The organism is Streptomyces adelaidensis (assembly GCF_016598475.1).
GTDB lineage: Bacteria > Actinomycetota > Actinomycetes > Streptomycetales > Streptomycetaceae > Streptomyces > Streptomyces adelaidensis.
This window is the reverse complement of sequence record NZ_JAEMUX010000039.1, coordinates 56,109-77,460: the sequence shown is the minus strand read 5'-3', so window position 1 is coordinate 77,460 and position 21,352 is coordinate 56,109. Positions and strand designations below refer to the sequence as shown.

Annotated in this window: 15 protein-coding genes; 11 read left to right on the top strand and 4 right to left on the bottom strand. The window is 71.5% G+C overall.

Annotation, left to right across the window (positions count from 1 at the left end):
- Positions 1–8: 8 nt before the first annotated feature.
- Positions 9–2,855: a lysylphosphatidylglycerol synthase domain-containing protein gene (locus I8N67_RS22770; protein WP_200305025.1), complete on the bottom strand. Its 2,847-nt coding sequence runs from the start codon at positions 2,853–2,855 to the stop codon at positions 9–11.
- Between the two features lie 185 nt (positions 2,856–3,040).
- Between I8N67_RS22770 and I8N67_RS22765 the strand changes: the two genes are divergently transcribed.
- From I8N67_RS22765 to nudC, 5 genes are all read left to right on the top strand, one after another.
- Positions 3,041–3,385: an MGMT family protein gene (locus tag I8N67_RS22765; RefSeq protein WP_307835323.1), complete on the top strand. Its 345-nt coding sequence runs from the start codon at positions 3,041–3,043 to the stop codon at positions 3,383–3,385.
- A gap of 329 nt (positions 3,386–3,714) precedes the next feature.
- On the top strand, positions 3,715–7,095 hold the full coding sequence (locus tag I8N67_RS22760) for an ATP-dependent helicase (RefSeq protein WP_200305023.1): 3,381 nt from the start codon (positions 3,715–3,717) through the stop codon (positions 7,093–7,095).
- A 145-nt stretch (positions 7,096–7,240) separates the two neighbouring features.
- Positions 7,241–10,864, top strand: a complete 3,624-nt coding sequence (locus I8N67_RS22755) for an ATP-dependent helicase (protein WP_200305022.1) — start codon at positions 7,241–7,243, stop codon at positions 10,862–10,864.
- Between the two features lie 10 nt (positions 10,865–10,874).
- Positions 10,875–12,287: a dipeptidase gene (locus I8N67_RS22750; protein WP_200305021.1), complete on the top strand. Its 1,413-nt coding sequence runs from the start codon at positions 10,875–10,877 to the stop codon at positions 12,285–12,287.
- 95 nt (positions 12,288–12,382) lie between these two features.
- The gene (nudC, locus tag I8N67_RS22745) at positions 12,383–13,330 is read left to right on the top strand and encodes an NAD(+) diphosphatase (RefSeq protein ID WP_200305020.1); all 948 of its coding nucleotides are present in this window, start codon (positions 12,383–12,385) and stop codon (positions 13,328–13,330) included.
- Between the two features lie 17 nt (positions 13,331–13,347).
- Here the strand turns inward: nudC and I8N67_RS22740 are convergent, their stop codons facing one another.
- Entirely contained in the window at positions 13,348–13,590 is a 243-nt protein-coding gene (locus tag I8N67_RS22740; RefSeq protein WP_200305019.1) for a mycoredoxin, read from the bottom strand.
- A gap of 160 nt (positions 13,591–13,750) precedes the next feature.
- Between I8N67_RS22740 and I8N67_RS22735 the strand changes: the two genes are divergently transcribed.
- The 5 genes from I8N67_RS22735 to I8N67_RS22715 all read left to right on the top strand — a co-directional run bounded on the left by I8N67_RS22735 (position 13,751) and on the right by I8N67_RS22715 (position 17,745).
- Positions 13,751–16,030 carry an ATP-dependent DNA helicase UvrD2 gene (locus tag I8N67_RS22735; protein ID WP_307835322.1) on the top strand — a complete coding sequence of 760 codons (2,280 nt, stop codon included), beginning with the start codon at positions 13,751–13,753 and terminating at the stop codon, positions 16,028–16,030.
- A 164-nt stretch (positions 16,031–16,194) separates the two neighbouring features.
- A complete protein-coding gene (locus tag I8N67_RS22730) occupies positions 16,195–16,518 on the top strand; it encodes a hypothetical protein (RefSeq protein ID WP_200305017.1) in 324 nt (107 codons plus the stop codon).
- Between the two features lie 175 nt (positions 16,519–16,693).
- Positions 16,694–17,062, top strand: a complete 369-nt coding sequence (locus I8N67_RS22725) for a WhiB family transcriptional regulator (protein WP_020119791.1) — start codon at positions 16,694–16,696, stop codon at positions 17,060–17,062.
- Positions 17,059–17,382, top strand: coding sequence for a putative WhiB-interacting protein (locus I8N67_RS22720; RefSeq protein ID WP_200305016.1), 324 nt, complete (start codon positions 17,059–17,061; stop codon positions 17,380–17,382). The genes I8N67_RS22725 and I8N67_RS22720 overlap by 4 nt, the downstream gene beginning before the upstream one ends.
- Positions 17,383–17,535: 153 nt before the next feature.
- Positions 17,536–17,745: a hypothetical protein gene (locus I8N67_RS22715; protein ID WP_200305015.1), complete on the top strand. Its 210-nt coding sequence runs from the start codon at positions 17,536–17,538 to the stop codon at positions 17,743–17,745.
- Between the two features lie 5 nt (positions 17,746–17,750).
- Here I8N67_RS22715 and I8N67_RS22710 read toward each other — a convergent pair whose 3' ends face one another.
- Both I8N67_RS22710 and I8N67_RS22705 read right to left on the bottom strand, forming a co-directional pair.
- A complete protein-coding gene (locus I8N67_RS22710; protein ID WP_200305014.1) occupies positions 17,751–19,106 on the bottom strand; it encodes an ABC1 kinase family protein in 1,356 nt (451 codons plus the stop codon).
- Positions 19,099–20,364: a TOMM precursor leader peptide-binding protein gene (locus tag I8N67_RS22705; RefSeq protein ID WP_200305013.1), complete on the bottom strand. Its 1,266-nt coding sequence runs from the start codon at positions 20,362–20,364 to the stop codon at positions 19,099–19,101. Before I8N67_RS22705 ends, I8N67_RS22710 begins: the two co-directional genes overlap by 8 nt.
- Before the next feature lie 218 nt (positions 20,365–20,582).
- Between I8N67_RS22705 and I8N67_RS22700 the strand changes: the two genes are divergently transcribed.
- A complete protein-coding gene (locus I8N67_RS22700; protein ID WP_200305012.1) occupies positions 20,583–21,179 on the top strand; it encodes a M48 metallopeptidase family protein in 597 nt (198 codons plus the stop codon).
- Positions 21,180–21,352 lie beyond the last annotated feature (173 nt).

The window sequence follows — 21,352 nt, the reverse complement described above, 5'->3', positions numbered from 1 at the left end:
GGCTAGATCTAGAGCGCGCCCTTGCGTGACAACTGGTTGAAGGCCAGCCATCCCGGCAGCACGGGCAACCACAGGGTCAGCAGTCGGAACAGCAGCACCGCGGGCGCGGCGACCTCCAAGGGGAGCCCCACGGCGGTCAGACCGAACGTCAGGGTGGCCTCGACGGCGCCCACACCGCCCGGCGTCGGCGCCGCGGACCCCAGCGCGTTGCCCGCGAGGAAGACGACGGCGACGCTGGCGATGCTGATCGAAACGCCGTCGTTGCCGAAGGCGCGGATCGAGGCGTCCAGGCACATCACGAAGCATCCGGTGAGCAGCAGCATGCCGCCGATGCCGGTGACCAGCTTCTGCGGCCGTTGCAGCACGTCGAGCATGCGCGGTACGACGCCGGCGAAGAGCGACCGCACGCGCGTGACGACGAACTTGCGCAGGAACGGGATCGAGGTCACCACCAGGACGAGCACCGCGACCGTCAGCAGACCCGCGATGACAGTGCGGGACGGCGACAGGGACGGTGTCTTCTCGATTCCGGTCAGGTAACCGAAAGCGAGCAGCATCAGGATGTGGCAGCCCAGCCCGAACAGCTGCGACGCACCGACACTCGCCACCGCGAGGCCCGGCCGCACCCCCGCGCGCTGCAGAAAGCGCGTGTTGAGGGCCACACCGCCGACAGCCGCGGGTGCCACGATCTTCACGAACGACCCAGCGACCTGCGCCGCCACCGTCCGCAGGAACGGCACCCGCTCCGGCACGAAGCCCAGCAGGCTCATCGCTGCCGCGCCGTAGCTCAGCGCCGAGAAGAACGCGGCCGCGGCGACCCAGCCCCACTCGGCGTTCTCGATGAGCGGCCCGAACTGGGTATGGGTGAGCTGGGTCAGCAGGTAGTACGCGCCGATGGCACCGGCGATGAGGCTGATCAGCGTACGCGGTTTGACCCGCTCGAGACGGGCGGGTTCGACCGGTGCCTGAGGCCTGATCAGCAACACCTGCCGGCGGATCTGGGTGAGCAGGTCCTCCTCCCGGGCCTCCTCCAGGGCATCGTCGATCGCCCGCTTCTCGGCCCGCTGCTCGGCCCGTACGGCCTTCTTGTCGGCCTTGCCGGGCTCGGCGGCCTCCTTGTGCTCCTCAGCGCGCGCCTGCTTGGCCAGCTGGGACGCCTCAAGGACCGCCTGGCGTTCGCGCTCGGCGCGTTCCCGGGCCAGTCTGCGCAGGGTCGCGCGCGTGGAGCGCGACAGCGCGATGGGCTGCAGCAACGGCAGGCAGTCGGCCACCGCGTCGGGCCCGAGCACGCTCACCGCCGAGGCCACCGCGCGCTCGGCGCCCACCCGCAGGCCCAGCGTCGTCAGCAACTGGGAAACGTCCATGCGCAGCACCAGGTCACCGGCCGCGATCTCGCCGACCCGCATATCGGTCAGGATCACCGTGCCGGAACGATCCACCAGAACCGCGTCGCCCACCAGCCTGCGGTGCGCGATACGCCGCGACTGCAGCGCCTTCACCTGGTGCCAGGTGTCGGACATCAGCTCGTCGGTGACCTCGTCGTCCGCCAGGGAGTCCAGCGTGTGCCCGCCCGTGTGCTCGTAGACGAGCATCACGGCGTCCGGCCCGAGCTCCGAGGTCGCGATCAGCTTGGGCGCGTTGGCGCCGGCCGCGATGGCCGCGTACGCGAGGAGGGCCTCCTGCTCCAGGGCCTGGCGCAGCGACTGGAGGCTGCGGCGCGTCGTGATGCCGCGCAGCGTCAGCCGCCGCCAGACGCGGTAGAAGAAGCCCTGTGCCTGCTGCTCCCGGTCGACGACGGTGACGTCCAGAGGCGGGCCGTCCTCCAGGGTCACGAAGTACCGGCGGCCCCGGTCGCCGCCCTCCGCCGTGTCCGGGACCTCCTCACGGGCCGCGCTGACCGGCTTGAAGCCGACCCGCCTGAGGCCGGCCATCAGGGTCCGGCCCGTCGGGCGTACGTTCGGTGAGCCGACCGCGTACAGCGTTCCGTAGGCGACGGTCCAGCCGATCAGCACCGTCAGGATGATCGAGAACGGTGTCGTGTAGCCGGTGACCAGCATCGAGAAGGCGTCGAGCAGCAGCACGATCCACAGCACGGCCCGCCAGCGCGGTCTGCGCGACATGCCGACGGCGGTCATGTACGCGATGACCGGCGCGAGATAGCCGTGCACGGGGTCGGTGAGGGCGTGGATGTCGCCGGGGGAGGGCTGGGTGAGCGCCTCCTGGATCGAGCCCGGGGCGGCCCGGGCGACCCACAGATCGGTCGCCAGCGTCACCCCGTGGGCCAGGACCGCCGCGAGCACGCCGTCGGCGATACGCAGCCCGTCCCGCTTGATCAGCCGCTCGATCGCGAAGGCGACCGGCACCAGCAGGATCGCGATGCTCGACCCGAGGCCCGCGAGCTTGATCAGGAGATCGGGCGCCTGCCCCGTGCCCTTGTTGATGTCCTGTTCGAGTCCCGACGTGGTGCCGTGGGCGAACGCGGCGATCGCCAGCAGGAGAATGATCCCGAGGATGCCGACCGACAGCCGCATGAGGTCGGAGGGACGGTGCACGCGCGCGGGGAGCAACGGTTCGTCGCCCTCCACCTCCTCGGAGTGGGCGTCCTCCAGATCCTCCTCGTCCCACCTGACCTGGGGCTTCTCGTTCTCGTGCGTCTTCTCGTCTCCGCGCGTCCTGGGGGAGGGTGTTTCGGCCGAGGAGGCGTCAGAGTCCGAGGAGGCAGAAGCCGGGGCAGTGCCGGAGTCCTTCTTCGAGGCGTTCTCGCCGGCCTTGTCGTCCCGGTCGGCGGTGTCCGGGCGCGACGAGGCGTCAGAGGTGCCCGCCGCGTCATCGGGGTGCACGCTCTGCTGCTTCATCGTCTCTTCTTGGTCTCGTATCACCAGTCACCGCCCGCACGATGGTGGCATGCCCGGTGGGCACACCGGGGCATCAGGGTGCAACGCGGGGGCGCACAGTCTGCCCGAAGACCGCCCCCGGGGCGAAGGACGCACGCGTCGGCCACCACGTCCCATTGTCGGTGGGGTCGGGCAGGATGGGGCGGATGAGCGAGGAGAGCCTTCCGGCGGACGCCCTGCCGGAGTACGCCGAGCGGGTCCTGGAGGTCACCGACCTGATCCCGTCCGGGCGGGTCATGACGTACGGGGACGTCGCCGAATGGCTGGGGGAGGGCGGCCCGCGCCAGGTGGGCCGTGTGATGGCCCTCTACGGAGGCGCGGTCCCCTGGTGGCGGGTCGTCCGTGCCGACGGGGTCCTGCTGCCCGGCCACGAGCTGAGAGCCCTGGACCGCTACCGCGCGGAGGGCACCCCTCTGCGTGAGGCGAGCCGGGCCGCCGAAGGCCATGTGCCGCGCGTCGACATGAAACGGGCGCGCTGGGACGGCGGCTGACGCGCGGAGGGTCACAGCTGCCAGCTTCGGGCATCCGTCGGACCGTGGTGCGACCCCTGGGCCGTACGGGTGAAACGGGGCACGTCGGTGGTATGCCGTACGTTCGTGGGGCGAGGGACGCACGTGCCGTGCGAGTCGGGAGGGAACAGGAGGAAGCCCTGCTTCCGCATCAATCGTCGGCGTAGCGTCGGCTCCACGTGTCCCTCTCACCCCGTGGCCACCGCCCTCGACGAGCGGCGGGCCTCCCACTCTTTTCCCGACCACCCCTCGACGACGGCGCGCCGCGCCGGCAGTGACATCTCGCACACCCACCAGGACCGGCGAACCACGTGAGCTCCTCTTTCTCCACCAGGCGCCTGTCGCACACCCAGGTGCGACAGGGGAGCCGTGGCGCTTACCGGCTGGTGCGTACCCGACCGGCACGGACGGACCCCCCTCGTCTGGACGCCGAGCAGCGCGGTGTGGTTGACCACGAGAGGGGCCCTTTGCTCGTGCTCGCGGGTCCGGGCACCGGCAAGACGACCACGCTCGTCGAGTCAGTGGCGGCCCGCGTCGCCGGTGGCGCGGACCCCGCGCGTGTCCTGGTCCTGACCTTCAGCCGCAAGGCGGCCGTGGAACTGCGCGACCGTATGGCGCTCCGCATGGGCGCCGCGCGCGCCCCGCAGGCCACCACCTTCCACTCCTTCTGTTACGCGCTGGTACGCGCCCACCAGGACAGCGACCTGTTCGTCGAACCGCTGCGGCTGCTGTCCGGCCCCGAACAGGACGTGGCGGTCCGTGAACTGCTCGCGGGCCAGCCCGCCCTGGAGCGCCTGGGACTCGCACACGTGCGCTGGCCGGACGATCTGCGCGCCTGCCTCACCACGCGCGGCTTCGCCGACGAGGTCCGCGCGGTCCTGGCCCGCAGCCGTGAACTGGGTCTGGCACCCGAGGACCTGCGGGCCTTCGCCGCGCGCATAGGCCGTCCGGACTGGCTCGCGGCCTCCGCCTTTCTCGCCGAGTACCTCGACGTCCTCGACCTGCAAGGAGTGCTCGACTACGCGGAACTGGTCCACCGCGCGGTGCTCCTCGCCGGCCGCCCCGGCGTCGCCGAGCGGCTGGCCGCGCGGTACGACGCGGTCTACGTCGACGAGTACCAGGACACGGACCCGGCCCAGGTGCGCCTGCTGATGGCCCTCGCGGGCGGCGGCCGCACCCTGGTCGCCTTCGGCGACCCCGACCAGTCGATCTACACCTTCCGGGGCGCCGATGTGAACGGCATTCTGGAATTCCCCGCCGCGTTCCCGCGCGCGGACGGCCGCCAGGCCCCGGTCGCCGTCCTCAGGACCTCCCGCCGTTCGGGCGCCGCCCTGCTCGCGGCCACCCGCCTGGTCACCCAGCGCATGCCGCTCACCCGCCTCCCCGCGGAGAAGGTACGGGCTCACCGCGAGCTCAGGCCGGCGCGGGACGGGGGCCGCGTCGAGGTCTACACGTACCCGACGCCGGGTACCGAGCTGGACAACATCGCGGACATCCTGCGCCGGGCCCATCTGGAGGACGGCGTCCCCTGGAGCGAGATGGCAGTCCTGGTGCGCGCCGGCGCCCGCACGATCCCCTCGATACGGCGCTCTCTCACCGCCTCAGGCGTCCCCCTGGAGATCGACGGCGACGACCTGCCCCTGCGCCACGAACCGGCCGTACAGCCACTGCTGACGGCTCTGCGGGCGGTGGCACGGGCCGAGCTGGACGACGTGACTCCGCAGTCCTCGGCCGAGGGCGACGAAGCGACTCCATCGTCCTCGGCCGAGGAGTCCGACGGCTCGTCCGGCGCATCCGAGTCCGAGCCCTGCTGGCTCGACACCGAAACCGCGCTCACCCTCCTGACCTCGCCCCTCGCCGGCATGGACACCGCCGATCTTCGGCGCCTCGGCCGGGCGCTGCGCGAGGAGGAGCGGGCCGGGGGCAACCCCGTACCGCCGCCCTCGGACGACCTGCTGGCGCGGGCGCTGGCGGAGCCGGAGCGGCTGGTGGCGCACGACCCGGCGTACGCGCGGGGCGCGCAACGGCTCGGTGCGCTGCTGCGGAAGGCCCGTGAGCGCCTCGCGGGCGGCGGCACGGCCGAGGAGGCGCTTTGGGAGCTGTGGGACGGCACGCCGTGGCCCAGGCGCCTGGAGCGGGCCGCCCGGCGCGGTGGGGCCGCCGGACGCAACGCGGACCGTGACCTCGACGCCGTGTGCGCACTGTTCGCCACGGCGGCCCGCGCGGAGGAGCGCACCGGCGGTCTCGGCGCCCTGAACTTCCTGGCCGAGATCGAGGCCGAGGACATCGCCGCCGACACGCTCACCGGACGGGCCGTCCGCCCCGACGCCGTACGCCTGATGACCGCGCACCGCTCCAAGGGCCTCCAGTGGCGCCTGGTCGTCGTCGCCGGTGCCCAGGAGGGACTTTGGCCGGACCTGCGCCGCCGCGGCTCGCTCCTGGAGGCGGACCGCATCGGCCGTGACGGTCTCGCCGAACCGCTCACGCCGGGCGCGCTGCTCGCGGAGGAACGACGACTGTTCTACGTGGCTGCCACGCGCGCGCGTGAGCGCCTCGTGGTCACCGCCGTGAAGGCCCCGGCTGACGACGGGGACCAGCCTTCCCGCTTCCTCACCGAACTCGGCGTCGAGCCGAAGGACGTCACCGGCCGCCCCGGTCGCCCGCTGTCGGTGGCCGCCCTTGTCGCCGAACTGCGCGCCACGACCGTGGACCCGCGTGTGTCGGACACCCTCCGTGAGGCCGCAGCCCTGCGCCTGGCCCGGCTGGCCGCGCTGAGCGACGAGGACGGCCGCCCGCTCGTGCCTTCGGCGCACCCGTACCGCTGGTGGGGCATGTTCGAGCCCACCGAGAGCAAGGTCCCGCTCAGAGACCGCGATCAGCCCGTCGTGCTCTCCGGCAGCGCCCTCGACCAGCTCGCCAACACCTGTGCCTTGCAGTGGTTCCTGGGCCGCGAGGTGAAGGCCGACGCGCCGGCAACCGCAGCCCAGGGCTTCGGCAACGTCGTCCACGTCCTGGCCGACGAGGTCGCCTCCGGACGCACCCCCGCCGACCTCGACGTCCTCATGGAGCGCCTCGACTCCGTGTGGAACGCGCTGGCCTTCGACGCGCCCTGGAAGTCGGAGCAGGAGAAGCAGCACGCGCGCGTGGCGCTCGAACGCTTCCTGAAGTGGCACGTCGACTCAAACGGCGTCCGCACCGGCCGCGCCCCGGTGGCCAGCGAGCACGACTTCGACGTCACCCTCGGAGCGGGCGACTACGAGGTGCGCATCCGAGGCTCCATGGACCGCGTCGAGGCCGACACCGAGGGCCGCGCCTATGTCGTCGACTTCAAGACGGGCAAGCAGCCGGTGAGTGCCGCCGAGGTGGCCCGCCACCCCCAGCTCGCCGTGTACCAGCTCGCGGTCCGTGAGGGTGCCGTCGACGAGCCCTTCGGAGACGTACGCCCCGAGCCGGGCGGCGCCGAACTCGTCCAGCTGAGGCAGGGCGCCGCCAAGAAGAACGGCGGCGAGACGCTTCCCAAGGTGCAGGCCCAGGAGCCGCTGGAAGGGGAGTGGGTGGGCGACCTCCTCGCCACGGCTGCCGGAAAGGTCCTGGACGAACGTTTCTCCCCGACCACTGGACAACACTGCGCACATTGCGCGTTTCGGGCATCGTGCAGTGCCCGCCCGGAAGGTCGTCACGTGGTCGAGTGACAGGCGCGCGGCGGGCCCGGAACGCGGGGGCGGCCCCGGGCCGCGACGGGAGTGATCCACAGCACCACCCGTGCTGACCAGCGCGTCTCCCCACCCGGAGGGCGATCCGGCATCAATGTCAGTGGCCGACGCTAGCCTCTCTGAGATGTCCGCCCGTATCAGCGATCCCGAGCAGCTCAAAGAGGTCCTCGGCATCCCCTTCACCCCGGAGCAGACGGCCTGCATCGTCGCGCCGCCCGCCCCGCAGGTGATCGTGGCCGGAGCCGGGTCGGGCAAGACCACGGTGATGGCCGCGCGCGTGGTGTGGCTGGTCGGCACCGGACAGGTCGCTCCCGAACAGGTGCTCGGCCTGACGTTCACCAACAAGGCGGCGGGCGAACTCGCCGAGCGCGTACGCAAGGCCCTGGTCAGGGCGGGCATCACCGACCCGGACGTGATCGACCCGGACAACCCGCCGGGCGAGCCGGTCATCTCCACGTACCACGCGTTCGCCGGCCGTCTCCTGACCGACCACGGACTGCGCATCGGCCTGGAACCCACCTCCCGGCTCCTCGCCGACGCCACCCGCTACCAACTCGCCGCGCGCGTCCTGCGCGAGTCCCCAGGCCCGTATCCCTCGCTCACCCGCTCCTTTCCGGACCTGGTCAGTGACCTTCTGATCCTCGACTCCGAACTCGCCGAACACCTCGTACGCCCCGAGGAACTGCGCGCGTACGACGCCGAACTGCTGCGCGAACTGGAGGGCGCCAAGCTCACCAACGCAGACCTTCGCAAGGTCCCCGAGGCGGCCGCCGCCCGGCGGGAGCTCGCCGAGCTGGTGGTCCGCTACCGCGCGGCCAAGCGTGAGCGGGACCTCCTCGACTTCGGCGACCAGATCGCCCTGTCCGCCGGCCTCGCCCGGCTCCCCGAGGTCGGGGCCATCCTGCGGGACCAGTTCCGGGTGGTCCTGCTCGACGAGTACCAGGACACCTCCGTGGCCCAACGCGTGCTGCTGGCGGGTCTGTTCGGGGGTGGCACCGGCCACCCCGTGACGGCGGTAGGCGACCCCTGCCAGGCGATCTACGGCTGGCGCGGCGCGTCCGTCGCCAACCTCGACGACTTCCCCGAGCACTTCGCCCTCCCCGACGGCCGCCCGGCGACCCGCCAGGCGCTCAGTGAGAACCGCCGCAGCGGCGGCCGCCTCCTCGACCTGGCCAACGGCCTGGCGGAGCCCCTGCGGGCCATGCACGCGGGCGTGGAGGCGCTCCGGCCCGCCCCCGGCGCCGAACGCGACGGCGTGGTCCGCTGCGCCCTGCTGCGCACGCACGCCGAGGAGCTCGACTGGATCGGCGATTCGATCGCCCACCTCGTGCGCACCGGCAAGGAACCCGGCGAGATCGCCGTCCTGTGCCGTACGGCCACCGACTTCGCCGAGATCCAGGGCGCGCTCGTCGCCCGCGACATCCCGGTGGAGGTCGTCGGCCTCTCCGGGCTGCTCCACCTCCCCGAGGTCGCCGACCTCGTCGCCGTCTGCGAGGTCCTCCAGGATCCCGGCGCCAACGCGTCCCTCGTCCGCCTCCTCACAGGGCCGCGCTGGCGGATCGGCCCGCGCGACCTCGCGCTCCTGGGGCGCCGGGCCAGGCTGCTCGTGTCCCACGCGCGCGTGGCCGGCGACGACGACCCGGACCGCCGGCTCGCTGCCGCAGTCGAGGGCGTCGACCCGTCCGAGGTGATCTCACTGGCGGACGCACTGGACACGTTCCTGGAGCTGCCGATCGAAGCCGAGGGGGAGGACGACGGGCTGCCGTTCTCGACGGACGCGCGCGTACGGTTCGCCCGCCTCGCCGCCGAACTGCGCGACCTGCGCCGCTCGCTCGCCGACCCGCTCATGGACGTCCTCCACCGGGTGCTCGCCGTCACCGGCCTGGAGGTGGAACTCTCCGCGTCCCCGCACGCGCTCGCCGCCCGCCGCCGCGAGACCCTGTCCAACTTCCTGGACATCGCCGCCTCCTTCGCCGCCAACAGCGACCGGGAGGCCACCCTGCTCGCCTTCCTCGGCTTCCTGCGGACGGCCGCCCAGTACGAGAAGGGTCTCGACAACGCCCTGCCGGGCGGCGAGAACACCGTCAAGGTGCTCACCGCCCACAAGTCCAAGGGCCTGGAGTGGGACGTCGTCGTCGTCCCCGGCCTGGTCACCGGGACCTTCCCCAGCACCCAGGGCCGCGAGAAATGGACAGCCCAGGGCAAGGTCCTGCCGCACGAACTGCGTGGCGACGCCGACACGCTCCCCGACGTCGAGGCGTGGGACTCACGGGGCCTGAAGGCCTTCCAGGAGGCCATGAAGGACCACCAGCACACCGAGGAACTCCGCCTCGGCTACGTCACGTTCACCCGCCCCCGCTCCCTGCTCCTCGGTTCCGGCCACTGGTGGGGCCCGTCCCAGAAGCGCCCGCGCGGACCCTCCGACTTCCTCACGGCCCTGTACGCCCACTGCGGCGCCGGGCACGGCGAGATCGAGGTCTGGGCCGACGAACCGGAGGAGGGCGCCGAGAACCCCGCCCTGCACGAGGCGGCCGCTGACCATGCCTGGCCCCTCCCGCTCGACGGCAAGGCCCTGCTCCGCCGCCGCGCGGCCGCCGAGACCGTACTGGCCCACCTGGAGCGAGCCGCCTCCCACGAGGACACGCGTCCGGGGGCCGCTCACGACCCGGCCTCCCACCCTTATTCCTACGACGACCCGGACTGGCCGCCTCCGCCGGACGACGAAGAGGTCCCCCCCGGGGACGAGGACTTCCCGGACGACGTCCCCTTCGGGGAGGACGTCTTCCCGGCGGACGTCCCCGAGGGCCTCGACGAGGAGGGCGCGTCCGACTGGGACTCCTGGTCGGCCGACCGACCCGCACAGGCCTCCCACGCGCGCGTGCCCCACCCCGGACAGGACGGGCCTACGCCTGCCGTGCCGCACCCCCGAAGGCGCCCCGCCACCTCCGGACTCACCCCCGAGGAGGCCCGCACCATCGCGTCCTGGGACCGCGACCTCGACGCCCTCACCGGTGAGCTCCTGCGCGCCCGCGCGAAAGTCACCGACGTACCCCTGCCCGCGTCCCTGACCGCCTCGCAGCTGGTACGGCTGGCCGCCGACCCGGCCGGTTTCGCGCAGGAACTCGCCCGTCCCATGCCGCGCCCCCCACAGCCCGCGGCGCGGCGCGGCACCCGCTTCCACGCCTGGGTCGAGGCCCGCTTCGAAGAGCTGCGCCTGCCCATGCTGGAGCCCGACGAGCTGCCCGGCAGCGAGGCCGAGATCGCCGACGAACGGGACCTGGAGGCCCTCAAGGACGCCTTCGAACTCACCCCGTACGCGCACCGCACGCCGTACCGCGTCGAGGCACCCTTCCAGCTCGGCATCGCCGGACGCGTCGTACGCGGCCGCATCGACGCCGTCTACCGGGAGAGCGACGGCGACGGGACGACGACGTACGACATCATCGACTGGAAGACCAGCCGCGCCCGCACCGCCGACCCGCTCCAGCTCGCGCTCTACCGGCTCGCCTGGGCCGAGCAGCAGGGCGTCCCCCTGGAGTCCGTGGGGGCCGCTTTCCTCTACGTCCGTACCGGGGAAGTCGTACGGCCCGAGGAACTGCCCGACCGGGACGCCTTGGAACGGCTGCTCCTGGAGGAGCCCGGCGCCGACGGGCCGGACGTGGGTGCCGGCGGGCCCGAGTCGTCGGCGGACGGACCGGAAGTGTTCACGGACCAACCGCCGGAAGAGCATGTCGGTGCGGGCGGATAGGCTCGTGAGCATGAGCCAGCCCGTTGACAGTGCCGTCAACACCGTCCGTGCGTACATCGAGAGCCATCGCGCCTCCTTCCTCGACGACCTCGTGGAGTGGCTGCGCATCCCGTCGGTGTCGGCCCAGCCCGAGCACGCGACGGACGTTCGGCGCAGCGCCGACTGGCTGGCGGCCAAGCTCAAGGAGACGGGCTTTCCCACCGCCGAGGTCTGGGAGACGCCGGGCGCCCCCGCCGTCTTCGCGGAGTGGCCCTCCGAAGACCCCGGGGCCCTCAAGGTCCTGGTCTACGGACACCACGACGTGCAGCCCGCGGCCCGTGCGGACGGCTGGGACACCGAACCGTTCGAGCCCGTGATCCGCGGGAATCGCCTCCACGCGCGCGGGGCGGCCGACGACAAGGGCCAGGTGTTCTTCCACACACTCGGCGTCCGCGCCCATCTCGCCACCACCGGCCGTTCCGCGCCCGCCGTCCACCTGAAGATGCTGATCGAGGGCGAGGAGGAGTCCGGTTCCCCGCACTTCCGCGCCCTCGTCGAGGAGCGCGCCGAGCGGCTCGCCGCCGACGTGGTGGTCGTCTCGGACACCGGCATGTGGGCCGAGGACACGCCCACGGTGTGCACCGGCATGCGCGGCCTGACCGAGTGCGAGATCCACTTGCAGGGCCCCGACCAGGACATCCACTCCGGCTCCTTCGGCGGCGCCGTACCGAACCCGGCCACCGCCGTCGCCCGCCTCGTCGCCGCCCTGCACGACGAGCACGCGCGCGTGGCGATCCCCGGCTTCTACGACGGCATCGTCGAGCTCACCGGCCGCGAGCGCGAACTCTTCGCCGAACTGCCCTTCGACGAGGAGCGATGGCTGCGCACGGCCAGGTCGACAGCGACGCACGGAGAGGCCGGGCACACCACCCTGGAGCGCGTCTGGGCCCGCCCGACCGCCGAGGTCAACGGCATCGGCGGCGGCTACCAGGGCGCGGGCAGCAAGACGGTCGTCCCCGCCTCGGCCATGGTGAAGCTGTCCTTCCGGCTGGTCGCCGGCCAGGACCCGGACCACATCGAAAAGGCCGTCCGCGTCTGGACCGCCGAGCAGATCCCCGCCGGCATCCGGTACGAGATCACGTTCAGCGGGGCCACCCGCCCTTGTCTGACACCCCTGGACCACCCGGCCCTGCAGTCCGTCGTGCGCGCGATGGGCCGTGCCTTCCAGCAGCCGATCCGCTACACACGCGAGGGCGGCTCAGGGCCCGCCGCCGATCTTCAGGAAGTCCTTGACGCGCCCGTGCTCTTCCTGGGCATCTCCGTCCCTTCCGACGGCTGGCACGCCCCCAACGAGAAGGTCGAACTCGATCTGCTCCTCAAGGGCGTCGAGACCAGCGCGTACCTCTGGGACGAACTGGCCCAAAGCTCCCAAGAGGCACACTGAAGAAGGCCCCCACGTCCCAGCGCACCCGCCCGCCGTACGCCCAGCCGCACCACCCGCCCAAACAAACCGTTTCATCGGGGGAGTTGGAAGCACCCGTGACCACCTGGACCGACCACACCGCCGACCGACCCATCGCACTCACCGCCCCGAGCGGCATCGACCGAGCCGCCCACCACCGGCTCGACGAGGCCTGGCTCGCGGCGGCGTGGAGCCACCCCACGACCCGCTGCTTCGTGGTCTCCGGCGGACAGGTCCTCATCGACGAGACGACGGACGGCACCACCGAACTCGTCATGACCCCCTCCTTCGAGGCCCCGCTCACCGAGGCGCACCGCTACTTCCTGGGCACCGACGCGGACGGTGTGAGCTACTTCGCACTCCAGAAGGACGCCCTCCCCGGGCGTATGGACCAGTCCGCGCGCCCGGCCGGACTGCGCGAGGCGGGCATGCTGCTGTCACCGCGCGACACCGGCCTCATGGCGCACGCGGTCGGCCTGGAGAACTGGCAGCGCACCCACCGCTTCTGCTCCCGCTGCGGCGAGCGCACGATCATCGCGGCAGCCGGCCACATCCGTCGCTGCCAGGCCTGCGGAGCCGAGCACTACCCGCGCACCGACCCGGCGGTGATCATGGCTGTCACGGACGACGAGGACCGCATCCTGCTCGGCCGCCAGGTCCACTGGCCCGAGGGCCGCTTCTCCACGCTCGCGGGCTTCGTGGAGCCCGGCGAGTCCATCGAGCAGTCCGTGCGCCGCGAGGTCCACGAGGAGGTCGGCATCACCGTCGGCCAGGTCGAGTACATCGCCAGCCAGCCCTGGCCCTTCCCCTCCAGCCTCATGCTGGGCTTCATGGCCCGCGCCACCTCGACCACCGTGAACGTCGACGGCGACGAGATCCACGAGGCCCGCTGGTTCTCCCGCGAAGAGCTGCGGGCCGCGTTCGAGTCCGAGGAGGTCCTGCCTCCCTATGGCATCTCGATCGCGGCCCGACTGATCGAACTCTGGTACGGCAAACCCCTGCCGACCCGAGGTCGCACCGGCTAGGGGCTGTCCGCCCCGCCCTACGCGCCGATCTTCTGCTTGACCTGCGCCAGCGAGGGGTTCGTGAGCGTCGAACCGTCCGGGAAGAGGACGGTGGGAACCGTCTGGTTCCCACCGTTCGCCTTCTCCACGAACGCCGCCGACTCCGGGTCCTGCTCGATGTTGATCTCGTTGTACGTGATGCCCTCGCGGTCCATCTGGCCCTTCAGCCGGCGGCAGTAGCCGCACCACGTGGTGCTGTACATCGTCACAGTGCCCGCCATGTCCCTGGCGCTCCTTCACGGTTCGAGGGGGTGCGTATCCGCAGTGAGTGGAACGTACGCGACAGGCCCTCCATTCCCCTACACGGGTGGTGTCCACCACCGCGCGGGTCCGCTCGCCGCACGGAACACAGGGGCGCCTGCCGCATTAGTACGACTGCGAGTGCCTGCCTGTGGACAACTTGCTCAGCCGTCTCCGGCGACCTGGCAGCATGGCCATGTGACAGCAGCAACGCACTCCACCCTCTTCCCACGTGTCCCCGACTCGGCCGACGCGGTGCTCGAAGGGCTCGACCCCGAGCAGCGCGCGGTGGCGACCGCCCTGCACGGTCCGGTGTGCGTGCTGGCGGGCGCCGGCACGGGCAAAACCCGGGCGATCACCCACCGCATCGCCTACGGGGTCCGCGCCGGGATGCTCCAGCCCGCCAGCGTGCTCGCCGTCACCTTCACCAACCGCGCCGCCGGAGAGATGCGCGGCCGCCTCCGCCAGCTCGGCGCCGCAGGCGTCCAGGCCAGGACGTTCCACTCGGCCGCGCTGCGCCAGCTCCAGTACTTCTGGCCGAAGGCCGTCGGCGGCGGCATGCCGCGCATCGTCGACCGTAAGATCCAACTCGTCGCGGACGCGGCGGCCGCCTGCCGCATCCGTCTCGATCGCAACGAACTACGGGACGCCGCCGCCGAGATCGAGTGGTCCAAGGTCACCAGGACCGTCCCAGCCGACTACGCTGCCGCAACCGCCAAGTACGGCCGCGAGGCCCCCCGGGACCCTGCCGAGATCGCCCAGATCTACGCGACGTACGAGGACCTCAAGCGCGAGCGCGCCGTCATCGACTTCGAGGACGTCCTCCTGCTCACGGTCGGCATCCTCCAGGACCGCCACGACATCGCCGAGCAGATCCGCTCCCAGTACCAGCACTTCGTGGTCGACGAGTACCAGGACGTCAGCCCCCTCCAGCAGCGCCTCCTGGAACTGTGGCTGGACGACCGCGACGACCTGTGCGTCGTGGGCGACGCCAGCCAGACGATCTATTCGTTCACCGGTGCAACTCCCGACCATCTGCTCGACTTCCGTCACCGTCACCCCGGGGCCACCGTCGTCAAGCTCGTCCGCGACTACCGCTCCACCCCCCAGGTCGTCCACCTCGCCAACGGCCTGCTGTCCCAGGCCCGCGGCCGCGCCGCCGACCATCGTCTCGAACTGATCTCCCAGCGGCCCCCTGGCCCGGAGCCCCGCTACACCGAGTACACCGATGAGCCCGCCGAGGCCGAGGGCGCCGCCCGCCGCATCCGCGACCTCATTGCCTCCGGGGTCCCCGCGAGCGAGATCGCCATCCTGTTCCGGACGAACTCCCAGTCCGAGACCTATGAACAGGCCCTCGCCGACGCCGGAGTGCCCTACCAGTTGCGCGGCGCCGAGCGGTTCTTCGATCGCCCCGAGGTGCGCAAGGCGAGGTCCGCGCTGAGAGCCGCTGCCCGCTTCGGCGGCAACGACACCCTCCTCGATGACGTCGTCGACCTCCCCTCACAGGTACGTGCCGTGCTGTCCGGCGAGGGCTGGACCGGCGAACCGCCTGCGGGCTCCGGCGCGGTCAGGGAACGCTGGGAGTCACTGGCGGCCCTGGTGAACCTGGCCCAGGACTTCACCGCCGCCAAGCCCGACGTCACGCTCGCCGACCTGGTGGCGGAACTGGACGAACGGGCCAACGCCCAGCACGCCCCGACCGTCCAGGGGGTCACCCTCGCCTCGCTGCACTCGGCGAAGGGCCTGGAATGGGACGCCGTCTTCCTGGTCGGTGTCGCCGAGGGCATGATGCCGATCAGCTACGCCAGGACGGACGAACAGGTCGAGGAGGAAAGACGACTCCTCTATGTGGGCGTCACCCGCGCCCGGCAACAGCTCTCCGTCTCCTGGGCCCTGTCCCGCTCGCCCGGAAGCCGTCCCAACCGCCGCCCCAGCCGTTTCCTCAACGGCCTGCGCCCCGGCTCCACCGCCACGGCGGGCCGGAGCGGCGCGAGCGGCTCCGGCGGCGTCGAACCGGGTTCGGCGGCCGGCAGGTCTGGTGGCTTCGCGAGCGGCGGCACCGAGTCGGCTCCACGCCGCACCGGCCGGACCCCGGCCCGCTGCCGTGTCTGTGGCCGCACCCTGCGGGACGCCGGCGAGATGAAACTGATGCGCTGCGAGGACTGCCCCTCCGACATGGACGAGGGCCTCTACGAGCGGCTGCGCGAGTGGCGGGCCGTCCAGGCCGGACGCAGCGGCCAGCCGGACTTCTGTGTCTTCACCGACCGGACCCTGATGGCCATCGCGGAAGCGGGGCCGAGCACTCCGGTTGAACTCGGTCGCGTCCCCGGCGTCTGGGCCCGCAAGCTTCAGCGGTACGGCGCCGATGTTCTCGACATCTGCGCAGGTCGGGAGCCTGGAGGCGAGGACGAGAACGACTGATACGAACTCGTCGAAAAAATAGTTTGCGCATGCCCCAGGAATCCCCATAGGTTCTTAGCCACGGGAACGGCGGCCTTCTCGAAGGCCCCGGTTTCGTGATGTACTTCATATTCGTCGGATCGGTTCGCACCGGTCCCCAAAGACGCCGAGAGGAGGCGAGTCCAGTGATCAGCATCAACACCAGCTTCATCAGCACGGCCAAAATGACCGATCGCTCGGCCGTCTCCCTGTGCATGCCCGGCGTCTCGAACCTGGGCACCGGTCTGTCCGCCATCAGTGGTGGCCGTCCGGCGTCCTCCGTGTCTCTGGCGGGTCTCCCCGTCCGTGAGCGCAATGAGCGACCGACCAAGGCACTGGGAGCAGCAGTAACGGCACAGGCACATGCCTATGCACTTGCGGCGGCCGGTGCCGGATTCCGGAAGCAGACGACGCAGCACCACCTGATGTGGGCCTTCCGTGGGCCTGAACCCTGGAGTGATCCAGCCTGATCGACGATCAGGCCGGCGCCTTCAGGGCCGCGGAACCCCACCCGGGATCCGCGGCCCTTCTGTTTGTCCCCGACCGGGGGCTGCAGAGCGAAGGGGCCTCGGGACAAGAAAAGAACCCGGTACCAGCCGCCATTCGGCCAACAGGCCGGAAACGACCAGACGAGGAAGCCCAACCGTGCAACTCGAAGCGCACGCCCCGTCCGTACCGCCTTCCGAAACGATCCCCCCGCCCGGCCTCACGGAGGACTCCACCTTGATCCCGCTCACCGCGCTCACCGCGCTCGACGACGCCATCGAGAACCTCGGCGTACCCGTCCCCTGCCGCTCCTACGACCCGGAGGTCTTCTTCGCCGAGTCGCCGGCCGATGTCGAGTACGCCAAGTCCCTCTGCCGCACCTGCCCGCTGATGGAGGCCTGCCTCGCCGGCGCCAAGGAGCGGCGTGAGCCCTGGGGCGTCTGGGGTGGCGAGCTCTTCGTCCAGGGTGTCGTTGTGGCCCGCAAGCGGCCTCGTGGTCGCCCGCGCAAGAACCCGGTCACGGCATGAACATCACCGGAACGATCGACCGCCCCCTCACGCACGACCCCAAGAAGCAGGCCCCGATGAAGCCGTCCACGAGCGAGCCCGCCGGCTCCGCGATTCCAGACTTCACCACCACCGGGGCGAACGCCTCGCATCAGAACAGGACCCGAGAAATGCATCTCATGCCAGAAGCCCTGGCTCGTGCGCATATGCACGAGCGCCTGCACCAGGCCGAGCAGGAACGCCGGGGCATGCGCCTGGTGGCGGCCCGCCGGATGCAGCGCCGGGCCGAGCGCGCCTCGATGCGCGCCCGCCGTGCGCTCGCCATGGCGGTCATGCAGTAGCCGCCACGCGGCAACCGTCATGAACGGGCCGAAACAGGCACATCAGAAGAACCACCGATAGCAGTGGCTCCCCGCGGGGGCCGGTCCGAAGGGACCGGCCCCCGCGGTGTGTGGTGACCACGGATCGGTCGGCCGCGGCGATATCGTCGCCGCGTGACGAGCCTTTCCGGGGACGGCGACAACAGCGGCTGCGCCGCACAACCCCAGACCCTCGTGTGCGCCCGCTGCGGGACCGCCGCCGAAGCGCCCCAGCCACTGTGGATCTACTCCGTGGAGAAAGGCAGACGGCACTACTTCTGCGGGACCTGCGCCCGGGAGAACCTCAGAGCGATCGAGGGCCGGCTGGACTCGACCTGGTGGTGACCCGCTCAGGCCTCTGCGGCCGCCTCGTTCTCCTCCTCTTCCAGGACGAACCCCGGCAGCCACTCCTCCAGTTCATCGCGCATGCGGACCGTCGCGCCGAGTTGGCACAGGACGCCGATGGTGCTCAGGGTCACCCGGTGGATGAGCAGGTAGGACGGGGGCAGGTTCAGCTGTTTGCCCAATTGGTGGGCGGGAGAGCGAGGGTCGGCTATGCGGGCGGCCTGGCTGCGCATCCAGCCGCGGGCGAAGGCGAACTCGTCCGCCCGGACCGGTTCGATGATGGGGTGCAGATAGTCGAGGACCGCGTCCGGGTCCAGGTCTATCGACTCCTTCACGAAGCCTTCCGCCCGGAGCATCTCGTAGACCGCCTCAGCCTCGCCCTCGATGGTCAGGCGCAGGGCCTCACCGATGGGGGTCGGCAGGCCTCCCGGCAGGCGGTCCACCGTGCCGAAGTCGAGGACGCCGAGGCGCCAGCCGTGCTTGTCGTCCGGCAGGAGGCGGAAGTTGCCCGGATGCGGGTCGGCGTGGAGGAGGCCGGTGCGGGCCGGGCCGGAGAAGAGGAAACGGGTCAGCAGTTGGCCCGCCCGGTCGCGCTGCTCCTGTGAGCCGTCGGTGATCACTTCCGAGAGTGGGGTGCCGTCCATCCACTCCGTGACCAACACCTGCTCGCACTGGTGCACCACGGCCGGGACCACGACGTCCGGATCGCCCGCGAACTCCTCCGCGTGCGCCTGCTGGGCCTGGGCCTCCAAGCCGTAGTCGAGCTCTTCGGAGACCCGGTCGCGCAGCTCCGAGATGAGCGGCTTGATGTCCATCCCGGGGATCAGCGGGCCCAGGAGCCGGGCGAACCGGCTGAGTTGGCCGAGATCGGAGAGGAGGGCCTCGCCCGCGCCCGGGTACTGCACCTTGACGGCGACCGCACGGCCGTCGTGCCACACCGCGCGGTGCACCTGGCCGATCGAGGCCGCGGCGGCCGGCTTCTCCTCGAACTCCAGGAACAGGTCCTGCCAGTCCTGCCCGATGCGCTCCTCCAGCACGGAGTGCACCGTCCGGGTCGGCATCGGTGGCGCCGCGTCCTGGAGCTTCGTCAGCGCCGCCCGGTAGGGACCCGCGACCTCCTCGGGGAGCGCCGACTCGAAGACGGACAGGGCCTGCCCGAACTTCATCGCGCCGCCCTTCAGCTCGCCCAGGACCTTGAACAGCTGTTCCGCCGTGCGCTGCTGGAGTTCCCGGCCCACGAGCTCCGCCGACTCGCCGACGATTCGCTTGCCGAGTCCCCAGGTGGCCCGACCTGCTATGCCGAGCGGAAGCGCGGCGAGCTTGGCGGTCCGGGTGACCGCCTTCCGGGGAAGATCAGACATGCGCCCTCCAAGTCCCAGCAGGCCGTGCCGCGTGTACCTTGCGGGACAACCTCGTTGACCGCTGATGCCCCGCCATTGTCTCGTGCGGCTCCCCGTCCTTAGCGGTGTGTTCCCCATTACCTTTTCCGACGGCACCCTTTTCAGCGGCCGAGCAGGGACATTCCGGATGCGGCCACACCGGGCGTGCGTGCCAGTCGAACCCAGGAAGTGAGACCTCCCAACGGGCGCCCGCGCTGGACGGCAGCTGCCCGTCGAGGAAGGCGAGCGCATGGCCCGCCGCCAGTCCGGCGACGGTCGTGGCCAGAGCCAGATCGCAGGCCTCGACCTGGCGAGGGCGGCCGCAACGCCACTGTGTGACCAGCCGCGGCCAGGTCTCGTCGCGGTCGGCGCGCCCCTGATCGAGGCAGCCGGCGCAACCCGTCTCACCAGGCAGGACCAGTGGGCCCACGATCCCCGTTCCCTCCACGACCCCGGCATAGAGATGAGGTGTGCCCGAGGCGATGAGCGGTTCGGCGGCACCGGGCTTGGGGGCGTGGACATCGACTCCGTCGCGTGGCGCAAGGATGACCAGCGAGTGGCCGGGCTCCTCGCGGAGACGGTTCACCGGCCTGTCCTCGGCCGGGTCCGCGGGCGCCTGAGGTCCGCGACGGCGCCGGGGCGGGCGGTCGGGCGCCGCGTGGCGTGCGGCCCGGCGCGCGGCCATGTCCCTGCGCTCGCCGATCGACTCGGCGGGCAGACCACCCGGCGTCACGTCCCAGGGCTCGACCCGGCCGACATCGCGCACATCGACCTCACCGACACCGGCACCCGACAACAAGGAGGCGAGCACCGCCCCGACCCGCCCCGCGCCCCGTACCTGCACTCTCAGTGAGCGGCGGGCGGCCAGAAGCTGCATGGCATCGCCCGGCGCGCAGGCGACCAGCGAGAGCGTGGCGGCGTCCGGGCGCAGTCGGTCCAGGACCGCGGGTTTGCCGCGCAGGTCGTCCGCGGCCGGGCCGCCGCCCGTCGCGTCGTCCAGCAGACCGGACCGGGCCAGCCGGTCCACCAGCCCGTCCACATGACCGTCCGGCAAGCCCATGCGGCGCCCCTCGTCGCGCAGAAGCGGCAGCCCGCGTGTGCCGTCGAGCAGTGCGAGGAAGCTGCCAGTCGCCGTGTCCATCGGTCCCAGCACCATGGCGTGCGCCGGCGCCAGACCGAACTGCACAGTGTTGAGATCCCGCCAGCCGCGCCGGAGCGCGGGCTTCACCATCGGATGCATGATCGGCCCCCGTAGCCAGAAATAGGTCCCCGTGTGTCGACGGTGCGAGTGCCTGGTCCGCCGACGAGTGCCAGCATGTACGGACCGCGACGGAGGGTGTCGAGAGTTGTCCACAGGTGACGGCATTCGTCGTACAAATCAGGCGCTCGGAGTGCGGATCGATATCGAACCGTCCCAGAGGCGGGACTTCCCCCGTGTGCAGCGGGTAACGTCGGGGCGTGCCCGCCGACCCACTGCACCGCGCCGGAAAGCCACAGCGCAGCACGACGAGCCAGCCGCCAAGCGGCTCGGGGGCGAGCGCGATCGAGGTCCGCAGGAGCGCGCGACGGCGCAGAACGGTCTCCGCGTATCGAGAGGGCGATCGCACCGTCGTGCTCATCCCCGCTCGGATGTCCGAGGCGGAGGAGCAGCGCTGGGTGAGCGTCATGCTCGACAAGCTGGCCGCGCAGGAAAGCAAACGGCTCCTCGGCGACGCCGAGCTGGCGGAGCGCGCCGCCCGGCTCTCGGACCAGTACTTCGGCGGTCGGGCCCGGCCGACCTCGGTCCGCTGGGTCACCAACCAGAACACCCGCTGGGGATCGTGCACCCCGGCCGAGGGCAGCATCCGCCTTTCGCACCGGCTGCAGGGCATGCCCGAGTACGTCGTCGACTACGTCCTCCTCCACGAACTCGCACACCTCCTCGTACCCGGTCATGGGCCACGTTTCTGGCAGCTGCTGGAGGCCTATCCACGTACCGAGCGCGCTCGCGGCTACCTCGAAGGGGTGGTTGCCGCCGACCGGCTGCCGCATCCGCCGGCCGCGCGCGACGAGTGACACCACCGCGCGGCCGGCCACCCGGAGACCGGTCGCGACCTGCGGGCCTGAGGCCGAGCGATGCGAAACGGTCCCCTCACGCGCGCGTGCCCTTTCGTGGAGCTTGGTAGGCGAAGTCGCGTTTTTGTACCGGCTCTGTACCAGCCTCGTACGCCTCAGGACTTTGCGGTTAG

Coding starts and splice junctions, on each gene's coding strand:
- I8N67_RS22765 (WP_307835323.1), top strand. CDS start 3,041: ATGAGCGAGGAGAGCCTTCCGGCGGACGCCCTGCCGGAGTACGCCGAG.
- I8N67_RS22710 (WP_200305014.1), bottom strand. CDS start 19,106: ATGTCTGATCTTCCCCGGAAGGCGGTCACCCGGACCGCCAAGCTCGCC.
- I8N67_RS22770 (WP_200305025.1), bottom strand. CDS start 2,855: ATGAAGCAGCAGAGCGTGCACCCCGATGACGCGGCGGGCACCTCTGAC.
- I8N67_RS22750 (WP_200305021.1), top strand. CDS start 10,875: ATGAGCCAGCCCGTTGACAGTGCCGTCAACACCGTCCGTGCGTACATC.
- I8N67_RS22720 (WP_200305016.1), top strand. CDS start 17,059: ATGAACATCACCGGAACGATCGACCGCCCCCTCACGCACGACCCCAAG.
- I8N67_RS22740 (WP_200305019.1), bottom strand. CDS start 13,590: ATGGCGGGCACTGTGACGATGTACAGCACCACGTGGTGCGGCTACTGC.
- I8N67_RS22755 (WP_200305022.1), top strand. CDS start 7,241: ATGTCCGCCCGTATCAGCGATCCCGAGCAGCTCAAAGAGGTCCTCGGC.
- I8N67_RS22705 (WP_200305013.1), bottom strand. CDS start 20,364: ATGCATCCGATGGTGAAGCCCGCGCTCCGGCGCGGCTGGCGGGATCTC.